9 protein-coding genes and 1 tRNA gene are annotated in these 11,702 nt (G+C 42.5%); 7 read left to right on the top strand and 3 right to left on the bottom strand.

Annotated elements, in window-relative coordinates; translation table 11 throughout:
• Positions 1-7: 7 nt before the first annotated feature.
• A complete protein-coding gene (locus FPG75_RS26350) occupies positions 8-325 on the bottom strand; it encodes a DUF6804 family protein (protein WP_394348563.1) in 318 nt (105 codons plus the stop codon).
• A gap of 82 nt (positions 326-407) precedes the next feature.
• On the opposite strand from FPG75_RS26350, the gene FPG75_RS07585 reads away from it, so the two are divergent.
• The 4 genes from FPG75_RS07585 (at position 408) to FPG75_RS07570 (ending at position 4,895) form a co-directional block, all read left to right on the top strand.
• Positions 408-1,202 carry a hypothetical protein gene (locus FPG75_RS07585; protein ID WP_143306157.1) on the top strand — a complete coding sequence of 265 codons (795 nt, stop codon included), beginning with the start codon at positions 408-410 and terminating at the stop codon, positions 1,200-1,202.
• Positions 1,203-1,362: 160 nt separating this feature from the next.
• A protein-coding gene (locus FPG75_RS07580; protein ID WP_143305938.1) for an IS3 family transposase occupies positions 1,363-2,459 on the top strand; the annotation gives its coding sequence in 2 pieces (ribosomal slippage) (positions 1,363-1,609 and positions 1,609-2,459; 1,098 coding nt in all).
• A gap of 307 nt (positions 2,460-2,766) precedes the next feature.
• A complete protein-coding gene (locus tag FPG75_RS07575; protein ID WP_143306156.1) occupies positions 2,767-3,192 on the top strand; it encodes a hypothetical protein in 426 nt (141 codons plus the stop codon).
• A 116-nt stretch (positions 3,193-3,308) separates the two neighbouring features.
• Entirely contained in the window at positions 3,309-4,895 is a 1,587-nt protein-coding gene (locus FPG75_RS07570) for a hypothetical protein (RefSeq protein WP_143306155.1), read from the top strand.
• Positions 4,896-4,913: 18 nt separating this feature from the next.
• Here the strand turns inward: FPG75_RS07570 and FPG75_RS07565 are convergent, their stop codons facing one another.
• Both FPG75_RS07565 and FPG75_RS07560 read right to left on the bottom strand, forming a co-directional pair.
• Positions 4,914-5,675 carry a hypothetical protein gene (locus tag FPG75_RS07565; RefSeq protein ID WP_143306154.1) on the bottom strand — a complete coding sequence of 254 codons (762 nt, stop codon included), beginning with the start codon at positions 5,673-5,675 and terminating at the stop codon, positions 4,914-4,916.
• 261 nt (positions 5,676-5,936) lie between these two features.
• Positions 5,937-6,009, bottom strand: a tRNA-Lys gene (locus FPG75_RS07560).
• 230 nt (positions 6,010-6,239) lie between these two features.
• Between FPG75_RS07560 and FPG75_RS07555 the strand changes: the two genes are divergently transcribed.
• The 3 genes from FPG75_RS07555 (at position 6,240) to FPG75_RS07545 (ending at position 11,680) form a co-directional block, all read left to right on the top strand.
• Entirely contained in the window at positions 6,240-6,824 is a 585-nt protein-coding gene (locus FPG75_RS07555; protein ID WP_143306153.1) for an RNA polymerase sigma factor, read from the top strand.
• Positions 6,825-6,900: 76 nt separating this feature from the next.
• Positions 6,901-8,049, top strand: a complete 1,149-nt coding sequence (locus FPG75_RS07550) for a FecR family protein (RefSeq protein ID WP_143306152.1) — start codon at positions 6,901-6,903, stop codon at positions 8,047-8,049.
• Between the two features lie 241 nt (positions 8,050-8,290).
• Positions 8,291-11,680: a SusC/RagA family TonB-linked outer membrane protein gene (locus FPG75_RS07545; RefSeq protein WP_143306151.1), complete on the top strand. Its 3,390-nt coding sequence runs from the start codon at positions 8,291-8,293 to the stop codon at positions 11,678-11,680.
• Positions 11,681-11,702: the final 22 nt, after the last annotated feature.

Here is an 11,702-nt window from a genome sequence, read left to right as displayed (position 1 = left end):
AATACTATTATCTTTCCTCTTTTCGGGTTCTAATGTCAAAAATTAAAGAGCCAAATATAATAATAATCCATATTATATCAATACTATTCCAGATAGTTCTTCCCAGTGGAAGCTTCACAAATGGGCTACACATTAAAGCAGATACCCCCCAAGCAATACTAAGGTTCACTTGTTTTCTACTGATTGTGTCTATGCAAAACAATGAAAATATGGCAAATGAAACATACCGAAAAAAAACATAATATCCATAAGGCATTCTGAATAGACAGATTGTACACAACACAATTAGAATTCCCTTTAGAAGCCAAACCAGGGACCTATTCATCTCATAGCATTTTAATAAAAATAAACAATTATTAATAGATCACTGTTTTCTTCCAGTATTCCTTAATGTTAAATAAGAATAAATGGAAGTAAATACCCCATCACTTCAGCATCTCACAATCATTAAAGGTATCTCGTTGCTTGCTCGGAATTACTTTTCCAGTAAAAATCAGGATACCATTTTACGGTTTGTTTTCTGCGGAGTTGAAAAAGCGCGAAAAATTACAATAGCTATAGAAAAACTATATCATGAGCTTGATACAGACACTGAAATGGAGTTTCCATTAGGTATTCTTATAAGGTCAATGATGATGGACTCACTAATGGTAATTAGAATAAAAAACAGTGTTTTCTCATATTCAGGCACAGATAGGAATGAATTAGTTTGTATGGTAAATGATCTATGTTACAAATTTATAAGTGATGGCACAGAAAATTTTATAACAGAGATCTTTAATAATGGTAACCTAACGGAAGTTGACAAAGAAATACGAGCAAAGAAATTTGCCCGCCTATTTCCTGAAGCTTTCGACCTTAGTCTTGCAAAACCTAAACTTAAAAGAGGCTACAAAGTCGTTATTAAAGATCTTTATAAAGAATCAACCCACCCCTCACTAATAACAAAAGACCAAGTATATGACCTTTATTCGTTCTATTCGAAATATGATCATCTAAGCCATTGGACTTCTCTATCCAAAGATATTCCCATAGAGAACAGGATAAGCAAGATTAATACAGGCATAGTACTGATGGTCTTTCAATTACGCGACCTCTTATTACTAGCTTACGATTTCAACTCTGATAGTAAAGAATTTTTACGCCCTCATATTGAAAGATTGGAGAATCATCTACATGAAGTTTATGAAGTGAAATCTTGATCAATTAGAACAATATATTGGTATAGCCAGCTATGTTTTGGTAATACCAAAACAGCTGGCTATACTCATATTTCATATTCGCACCCTGGTGTAAGTATCCCTATTCTGGTAACAGTTTAAACTTAGATAAAAAAGGTTAAATTTAAACTGAACTACCATCATGAAAAAGACCAGATTCACAGAAACCCAGATTGTGTCTATTTTGAAGCAGCAGGAGAACGGGCTTGCCACAAAGGACATTTGTCGTGAACACGGCATTTCTGAAGCCACTTTCTATAACTGGAAAAGCAAGTATGGAGGCATGGAGGCTTCAGATGTGAAGCGCCTCAAAGACCTGGAGGAAGAAAATTCCAGGCTCAAAAGAATGTATGCTGACCTGTCCCTTGACAATCAGATACTGAAGGATCTATTCACAAAAAAAGGCTGGGCCCTTCCACAAAAAGACAAGTAGCAGAAGAACTGGTCGCAGATCAGGGTGTTTCTGTGAGCAGGGCCTGTCGAATAGTTTCCTTTCCCCGTTCGAAGTTTTACTATCGTAGTCGTAGAAATGACCAGGTACTGATTGATGCCCTTCAGGACCTTGCTTTTAAGCATACTTCCTACGGCTTTCGCAAGCTATTTGCCTATTTGAGGCGTGCCGGCCACCACTGGAATCATAAACGAGTATATCGGGTATACAGGCTGCTTAAACTGAATAAGAGGAAGAAGCTCAAACGGAGAGTGCCAGCTCGTATCAAACAACCATTGCAGCGGCAAACCAATGTTAATGTCATCTGGAGTATGGATTTCATGAGTGATAGCCTGACCGGAAACAAACGCTTCAGGACATTTAACGTGATAGATGATGGCTCCCGGGAGGTATTGGGTATAGAAATCGATACTTCACTATCCTCATGCCGAATTGTGCGGGTATTGGAAAAAATTATTGAATACCGAGGGAAACCAGCCGCGATAAGAACTGATAATGGCCCGGAGTTCACTTCCGCGTACTTTGAACAGTGGTGCCATCAGCATGATATCAGGCTACAATACATTCAACCAGGCCGACCAATGCAGAATGGTTATATCGAACGATTTAATCGTCTTTACAGAGAAGCCGTCCTGGATGCTTATATCTTTGAGGACTTGTACCAGGTAAGGGAATTAACCGATGTCTGGATCGAAGAATATAACCAGAGAAGACCCCACGAATCTTTGAAGAACATGACGCCTTGCGAATGGAAAACGGAGTTGCAAAAATCAAGAAACTCCAATTAATCGCTGTTACCTAGATGGGGTACTTACAGTATTTAACGGGGAGATCAAAGGTGAAAAAGGATTTCAACTGCTTCATGTTCAAACTTCTCATATCCTTTATTATTTAGATTCCAAAATTTTTCTACTGCATATAAATTTACAAATTTGAAGATCATATCCCAACGCTTATTTTTGTTAATGAATACCTAACAATATTATCATATCCCGTATATTAGTCGGATAACAGACACAGCAGCTATAGTTCAATCCCATTATTTATAAGAGGGTAAAATGATCATGTTTTTGATATCATCCTAAATTTTCCCAGATGAAACAGAGCATAACCAAAATCGGTGTAGCATTAGTTCAATTGCGAGCATCCATCGGACTATATAACAAAGGTGATTATATATCATCCATCACACTAGGTGGCGTAGCTGAAGAAATACTCGGACAAATAGCAAAAAACCAAACGAACAGGAACTCCTTAATTGATGAAAAGTATTTTTTTGATCAACTGGCTCAATATTTCAAAAGACCGCAACCGTCCATTGGGAGAGTACAGAGGAGGCGAAACAGGATAAAGAATGAGCTTAAACACAATGATTCAGGAGAGAATAATAATATTACTCACGATTTTCAATCTGAGGCTGAGGACTTTATCATAGGAGCAATAAACAATTACCAACTAATTACAGGCCATTTACCTACTGATCGACGTATAAAAAATTTCTGGACTCATATGCAATTATAGACATATATAACAAGTATATCTAATAAACGCCTTAAATTCACTTATATATGCGCAGATATGCTGCGCACTTGGGTACTACTTTGCATTGGTACATATAATATATCATTAATTTATATATGGAAAAAGACACTTTTAATTTAATAAAAGCATATAAAGAAATTGAAAATAAATTTACGAAAGACGGTTGGATAGATATATGTAGACCTCCGGGCGATTTAGATGATAGTCTTTATTGTTGCTTGGTCAAACCAGAAGCATTAAAAGATTATCTAAAAAGCCATCAATGGGGGATTCACAAAGGCGAAGAAGGAAGACCTTGTATTATTGGACAATACGAAGAGGGTGAGTGGAAATCTATTTATCAATCCTTTTCGGAAAAAGATTTTGAGCCCTTTCTGTATTATAAGTACTTCACACATATAGACGAAAGATACATTGATGTTTCAGAGGAGTTTGTAAACTATTTCCAATTGTATGAAAAAGGTTCTAAAAATGATAGGACGTTTATCTTTTTCAATGAAATTGGTGACACTGAGGAAGTATTAGTAATTACCGGAACTAATGTTCGTATAAAGAAAAAATTTTTAATGGAATATATTTCCATAAGGCAACTTCATTTCTCAATATGCTTTGAGTATATGGTAATGGCCACCGGAACCCCAAGCGACTATGATGCTAAATATCAAGACAAAGACTATGTATCAAACGATGCCAATTACAACCACTTGATAAGATATATTCCATATTTGGATAATAAAAATCTTCAAAGTTGGATATTAGGTAAAATAATAATACCATTTGACCCTAAAAAAAGTGGTAAAACATGGTATGATAAAAATACTGACCATGAAACCTTTATAATAGGTTATGATGAAGATGGTGAAGAAAAAGCTGTACCATGCGATTCTGAAGAGCATAAATTCTTTACACCGGTCTATTTTAAGAAAGAAGTACTTCAGAAATACTACAGTAATCCCGAAAAGTATACAGTAGATGGGTTTAGTCTAACATCCAAAGCCCTAAGCCTGAAAATTGATAACAATAACAATGACTATGTAGTTGTATTTCTAAATGATCTTAGAATGCTGCCTCAAAAAGAACAACTTCATTGGAAGCACTATAATATTCCGCCATCTCCAGAAATGGGAATTAGCGGTTCGTATTACGATACAATGATAATGGGGAACTGGGCGCGAAAGTCAGATGCTATTGATGTCCGTTTTAAACAGGAATATAGTGAATTCAACAAAAAATGGGTGAAAAAATTCGGATGGGAATTTTACAAAACTCCTGTTGGAGCGGATTTGTTGCATTTCGAAGCATTACATCTACCGGCAAACGAAAGTGTTAGTGAATTCTGTGACCAAATGCTAAATGTTGTAAAATTTACTATAGATAGCTTAAACGAAGGGATGCTGACTAAAGAGCTAGAAAAAGTTGAAAATGAGAAAGGTATTAGCAAACTTGAAAGATTTCTTAGAAGTAAAGGAGTAGTACATCCTGATATACTAGAGTTCTTACGACACCTGCAAAATCTGCGATCAGGAATGATAGCACATAGATTCAGCAATGCAAACAAAAGCTGTCAGAAGGCGATAGAATATTTTAAGATCACGGGGAGTAATTACCGTGAGGTAGGAGCAGATATACTTCTCAAATCACTTTTCACCATAAATACATTGTCAGTTGAGTTTTTAGAATAGAGATCCAATGGCTATCAGCTATAATGATCCATCAATTGACTTCTTAATTGTCTCTTTGTCACGATAGTCCAGTAAAATTGGGAGATATGTCGGTAGACGGTAAACTTTGAAGTCAAATGAAGTAGTTTCATCAAATTTATAATCCTTGAATGAAGTTATCTCTTGATGGCAAGGTAATTGTCCGTCAAAATCAATTGTTAGTATATGTCCCAAAGGGGGAAAAGCTAATTCAGTCCCTACTACCACTCCTTTTGAACTTAGATTACCCAATGCCATCACTGGGACGTTTCTAAGCTGTCCCTCGGTATTTAAGTAGTTAAAAACTCTAAATTGGCTCGGGAATTTATTGGATTTGGGGTCAAGTACGAATTCTGCAAGCTCCCTATTATTTTTGGAAAACGTATCATCATTTATAGAAAAGAACATCGACACAATTTGTTTCAGTACATTCAATGCATTGAAATTATGGATAGCGAATTCAAACATGTTAAATTCTTTTTTCTTTGCAAACTGAATGAACATATTTGAGTACTCCTGATAATATCTTACATAGTTACTTCCTAAAAAACTATTACAAGTACCACACAACGAATAATAACCAACACCTCCTTGTTCTACCTTTCCTTTAAACTTACTTTCTAAAGGATTCGGCATCTTCATGTAATCCAAAAAAGGAACACTTTTATATCGGGTATTTTTGTTAAAGGTTACTTTAGGCGGGACATGTTCATATGTCAACTGACCAAATTTGGTACAAAGTCTACAATTTCCTTGCTGCATGTTTCAAGATTGAATTTTCAATGAATTTACAAAATTAGGGCAGTATGTAAAACCATTTATCTGTTCATTACTTAAACACTAAAAATATAGCAAACATAGTGGAATGCGTAAATCCCAATAAGGATATTTCGTATCTTAGTAAAAGCTGATTAACCTGTATAAAGTACGGGAAAGAAATCGGGGTTATACAATAGGAACTCGACTAAACGCTCAACTAAAAAACAAAACCCCGCGACCAGCGCGAGGTTTGTAAGTTGTCTGTGATCCCGCTGGGACTCGAACCCAGGGCCCATACATTAAAAGTGTATTGCTCTACCAACTGAGCTACGGAATCATTCTCGTCTTTATTTTACGGTGTGCAAAGGTAATCATTCTAAAATAACTTCCAAATATTCGTGGCAGAAAATAAATGTAACCCTCAAAAGACGCTCACGTATAGCCATTCCCGTTAAAAAGAGATCCGGAGCAGGCATAGCGGAAGGATAAAATAATATCATAGCTGGCGAATTTACGCCCAACTCTGTCTTGCCGAATATCCTAACTTAGTTGTACTGCAACCACTTTATGGAAATAACTGTTTACAATGAAAGAAATCTTTTATTGAAGCTCGCCCAAAACGAGGATGATGCTTTCGTCCCGCTCTTTCACCACTACCGTCATCGCATATACGCTATCGCACTGCACCTGCTGGGCAGCGCTTCCCTGGCGGAAGATGCCGTACAGGATATCTTCATGAAAATATGGCTGAAGCGACAGGAACTGCATGAGATCAGCCACTTCAAAGCGTATCTCTTTACTACTGCCCGCAACCATATCTTCACCTCGCTTAAATTAATAGCGCGGCAACAACGCATGGAGTCCGAACTGAGTAAGGCCGACTTGCCCCCTGTAAAAGACAGCCTGCTGGTGTATAAAGAATATGAACAGATATTACAAAAGGCCATCGCACAGCTCCCTCCTCAACAGGAACTGATCTATAAGCTCAGCAAAGAAGAAGGACTGAAAAGAAATGAAATCGCCGCCCGCCTGCAACTATCCCCGGAAACCATCAAAGTCCACCTGGCCAATGCCATGCGCTCTATCCGCGCCTTCTGCATGGCGCGAATGGATTTCAACACTTTCCTGCTGCTCCTCTGGATCTGTAGTTAATTTTTTTTGAGCAGCACTAACCCATCCGCTTTTTTTTATTGTCTCCTTATTAGCCACTTTCATCAAATTCATTTACATGGCAGTATCCCGGTTAAGGTACTTGTTTGAACGTTATTACGACGGCCGCTGTACAACGGAAGAACAACAGGAGTTTATGTTGCTGGTAGAACAATCCGCCAGTGATGACGAGCTGCGGGAGCTGCTCGACGAACGGCTGCTGAACGCAGCAGATAGTAGCGCTATGCCGGATGATATCGCTGATAATATATTAAAGCGGATCATGCAAACCAACGCTCCGGGGCCGCGGCGCCTGTATACATGGAAACGCGCGGCCATAGCCGCTTGCGTAGCATCGCTATTGTGCGTTGCGGCTTATAAATTGTTTATGCCGCATAAAAAAGAGACCAACCCTGTGGCAGCCAGTATGCCGCTTCCCGGCCATAAAAGCGAACATGCCCGCCTCGTACTGGGCAATGGCGAAGTCGTTGACCTGGAACAACACAAAGGATCATCAGTGAATATACAGGCCGGCCTTGCCGCCAGCCATCATGGCAACGAGCTGGCTTATAACAACAGCCAGACCATCACGCCTACTATCAATACCGTATATACGAACAAGGGCGGCACTTACCGAGTGATACTGCCCGATGGCACCGCCGTTTGGCTGAATGCCGCGTCATCGCTGCGTTTCCCGACGGCATTCAACGACAGTACCCGGGAAGTGACCCTGCAAGGCGAAGCATATTTTGAAGTGGCGGCCCGCAGCAACCAACCTTTCTTTGTAAAAACCAAAGGGATGAAAATCGCCGTACTGGGCACACGATTCAATGTCATGTCTTATGAAGATGAAAACAATAGCTGCACCTCTCTCCTCGAAGGCGCTATCAATATCATCAGCGGCACGGTCGTGAAACGCATGGCCCCCGGCCAACAGGCCCTGGTAGCCTATGAACATAATAACATCCGCATCAGCAATGCCGATGTAGAAGCCGCCATCGCATGGAAAGAAGGCCGCTTCGAATTTAACGGCAACATCAGCAGCATCATGCGCGAACTGGCCCGCTGGTATGACCTGCAAGTGGTGTTTGAAGGAAAAATAACCAACAACGACTATGCCGGCAGCTTTTCACGGAATGACCGCCTGGAAGATATTCTTCGTCAACTGGAATTAACCGGCAGCATTCATTTCAACATCAAAAACAATGTCGTTACCGTAAGTCCATAATCACCTACAAATTCATGTTATGAAATAAGAAGACCATCAACCAAAATCAACAGCTTAACATTTCTTCCTGATCAGGGTCTGTAGAAAAACAAGGGCGACAGGCGCGCCATGGCGTAGCTATGCCCGTACAGCCCGTATCAATCACTTTCATCAACACTCCGGAAAAACAATGATGCAACCAATTCAACATCCAGATTACCGGGAGCAGTGTGTACCTCCCCATCAAAAATTCACGCGTTTTATGAAACTAACTTTACCCTTACTGATACTGGCGGCGCTGCACGCCACAGCAAGCGGATTTGCACAGCAGGTAACCCTGCACGTAAAAGATGCGCCCTTGCCGGAAGTATTCAAATCCATACGAAAACAAACCAGCTATGTTTTTGTATTTGATGTACAGATGATAGACGGCGCAAAGCCCGTAACCTGCTCGGCCAACAAAGCCCCGCTGGAATACGTGCTGGACGAGGTTTTCAAAGATCAGCCCCTCACCTATTCCATCATCAAAAAAACAATTATTATTAAAAAGAAACCGCTCATTGCCTCCACGGTGCCCCTGTCGCCGGAGCGTATCAAAATAAAAGGCCAGGTAACAGAAAGCAATGGCGCCCCCATGATAGGCGTAACGGTAGTGAACAAAAACCTGCATACCAACGCGCAGACAGACAACATGGGCATGTTCTCCATCGAAGCAAATATCGGCGACAGCCTTCTCTTCAGCATGGTGGGCATGCTGTCGCAAACCGTACAGGTGAAAAATGAAAAGCTGCTTAAAATAGTGATGCAGCAAAAGGTTTCGGATGTAAATGAAGTAGTAGTGGTAGCATACGGCACACAAAAGAAAACCAGCATGGTGAGCGCCGTTACCAGCATCAACCCCAAAGAGCTGAAAGGCCCTACCAGCAACCTTACCACGATGCTGGCCGGTCGCCTCTCCGGCGTTATTTCCTATCAGCGCAGCGGCGAACCTGGCAAGGACAATGCCAGCTTCTTTATCAGAGGTATCACCACGTTTGGTACGGGCAAGGTAGATCCGCTCATATTGATCGACGGCATGGAATCCAGCACCAACGACCTCGCCCGCCTTCAACCGGATGATATCGCCGGCTTCTCCATCCTGAAAGATGCCACAGCCTCCTCCCTCTACGGCGCCAGGGGCGCTAATGGCGTGGTGCTCGTCAGCACCAAATCCGGCGTGGAACAGAAAACCGCTTTCGGTGTGCGATTCGAAAACTCTATCTCCAGCAATACCCGCAACTTCAAATTCGCGGATAACGTTACCTATATGAAAATGGCGAATGAAGCCGTGCTCACCAGGTTCCCGCTGCAAGATGTACAGTATTCGCAATCCAAGATAGACCATACTGCCGCCGGCGATGATCCACTGCTATATCCCAATAACAACTGGGTCAAACAGCTGATCAAAGACTACACCATCAACCAGCGCACCAACTTCAACCTGAAAGGCGGCGGTAAGGTGGCACAGTTCTACATTGCCGGCACCTACAACGTAGATAACGGCGTATTGAATGTCGACAAACGCAATAACTTCAACAGTAATATCAAATTAAAAAATTACTCGCTGCGGTCGAATGTCAACATCAACCTCACGCCTACTTCACAGGCCATCGTTCGTACATACGGGCAGTTCGATGATTACAACGGCCCCGTAGGCGGCGGCGCAGGCCTCTTCTCTCAAACGATCTGGGCCAACCCTGTTATGTTTCCGGCGGTATATCCTGCCAGCTATGCGCCGGAATTAAAACACCCCTTGTTTGGCAATGCGGTAAAGCCAGGCTCCAGCAGCATTCCCGGCGATGGCGGTAACTTGTATAATAACCCTTACGCCAATTCTGTATCAGGCTATCAACAATATAATTCATCTACTTTGTTGGTACAGGTAGAATTGAAGCAAGACCTGAAATTCCTGTTGCCAGGCCTCACCGCGCGTACCATGGGATATACGGAACGCTACTCTTATTTTGATGTATCACGCAGGTATCAACCCTATTTCTATACCCTGCGCTACGACCCCTACACGAAAACGCCTACCTTAAGCTCGCTCAATACCAATGGTACCGAATACCTGAACTATTCACCGGGCGATAAGATACTCAACACCACCACCTATATGGAAGCTGCCCTGAATTACAACCAGCAGTTCAACAAGGTGCACAATGTTTCCGGGATGCTGATCGGCCTCATACGCAGCTATCTCACCGCTAATGCCGGCTCCCTGCAAACATCGCTGCCACACCGCAATCAGGGCGTTTCCGGCAGGTTCACTTACGATTACGACAGCCGCTACCTCGCTGAACTGAACTTCGGATACAATGGCTCCGAACGTTTTGCCAGCAACCACCGCTTCGGCTTCTTCCCCTCCGCAGGTATCGCCTGGAATATGCAAAATGAAAATTTCTTCAAACCACTTACGCATACCATCGATAAATTGAAATTAAGAGCTACTTACGGACTGGTAGGTAATGACCAGATCGGTAATGAAAATGATCGCTTCTTCTATCTGTCGGACGTGAACATGAATGCCTCCGACAAAGGCGCCACCTTCGGAGAGAGAAACGCCTACTCACGGCCAGGGGTAAACGTAAACCGCTACGAAAACCGCGACATCACCTGGGAGAAGTCCTACAAAACCAACCTGGGCATGGAACTCGGCCTCTTCAACGCTTTGAATATCCAGCTGGACGTGTATAAAGAACATCGTACCAACATTCTCATGACCAGGAGCACCATCCCCGGCACGATGGGCCTTAGCGCCCCCATACAAGCCAATGTAGGCGAAGCAGAAGGAAAAGGCGTGGATATCGCGATCGACTATACGAAAAGTTTCAATAACAATTCCTTCGTACAATTCCGCGGCAACTTCACCTATGCCACCAGCAAACTGCTGGTGAATGAAGAGCCCACTTATCCCGAAGCATACCGTTCGCACGTAGGGCATTCCCTCTCCCAGGTATACGGATTTATAGCAGAGAGATTATTTGTAGATGAACAGGAGGTGGCCAACTCCGCCTACCAGAACTGGGGCCAGGCGGTGATGGGCGGAGATATCAAATACCACGATGTAAACGGCGATGGCGTCATCAATGCCTCCGATGCCGTGCCGATCGGTTTGCCCACTACTCCTGAAATCACGTATGGCTTTGGCTTTTCACTGGGCTTCAAACAAGTGGACCTCAGTTTCTTCTTCCAGGGATCTGCCCGTTCCTCCTTCTGGATAGACCCCTACCGGATATCCCCTTTCGTGCTCAATGGCGGCGGGCAACATGGTTTACTTCAGGCCATCGCCAACGACCACTGGAGCGAAAGCAACAGGAACCTCTATGCTTTCTGGCCCCGCCTCAGCGATTACTTTGTATGGAACAATATACAGACCTCTACCTGGTGGATGCGCAACGGCGCCTTCCTCCGCATGAAAAATGTAGAGCTGGGATACACGTTTCCCAAACGCCTGCTGAACCGCATCCACATGAGCAATGCGCGCATCTATGCCAATGCCTCCAACCTGTTTGTGATCAGCAAGTTCAAAACCTGGGACCCTGAAATGGCGGGCGATGGCCTCGGCTATCCGGTACAACGCGTGATTAACCTGGGCATCAACCTCGGACTTTGATAAACCGCTTAATTCCACTTAC

The sequence above is a fragment of the Chitinophaga vietnamensis genome (assembly GCF_902167635.1).
GTDB lineage: Bacteria > Bacteroidota > Bacteroidia > Chitinophagales > Chitinophagaceae > Chitinophaga > Chitinophaga vietnamensis.
This window is presented reverse-complemented; position numbering and strand designations above follow the sequence as displayed.

What these genes read in the sequence shown, in the direction of transcription:
- FPG75_RS26350 (WP_394348563.1), bottom strand. Translation starts at nt 325, where the DNA reads ATGAATAGGTCCCTGGTTTGGCTTCTAAAGGGAATTCTAATTGTGTTG.
- FPG75_RS07585 (WP_143306157.1), top strand. Translation starts at nt 408, where the DNA reads ATGGAAGTAAATACCCCATCACTTCAGCATCTCACAATCATTAAAGGT.
- FPG75_RS07575 (WP_143306156.1), top strand. Translation starts at nt 2,767, where the DNA reads ATGAAACAGAGCATAACCAAAATCGGTGTAGCATTAGTTCAATTGCGA.
- FPG75_RS07570 (WP_143306155.1), top strand. Translation starts at nt 3,309, where the DNA reads ATGGAAAAAGACACTTTTAATTTAATAAAAGCATATAAAGAAATTGAA.
- FPG75_RS07565 (WP_143306154.1), bottom strand. Translation starts at nt 5,675, where the DNA reads ATGCAGCAAGGAAATTGTAGACTTTGTACCAAATTTGGTCAGTTGACA.
- FPG75_RS07555 (WP_143306153.1), top strand. Translation starts at nt 6,240, where the DNA reads ATGGAAATAACTGTTTACAATGAAAGAAATCTTTTATTGAAGCTCGCC.
- FPG75_RS07550 (WP_143306152.1), top strand. Translation starts at nt 6,901, where the DNA reads ATGGCAGTATCCCGGTTAAGGTACTTGTTTGAACGTTATTACGACGGC.
- FPG75_RS07545 (WP_143306151.1), top strand. Translation starts at nt 8,291, where the DNA reads ATGAAACTAACTTTACCCTTACTGATACTGGCGGCGCTGCACGCCACA.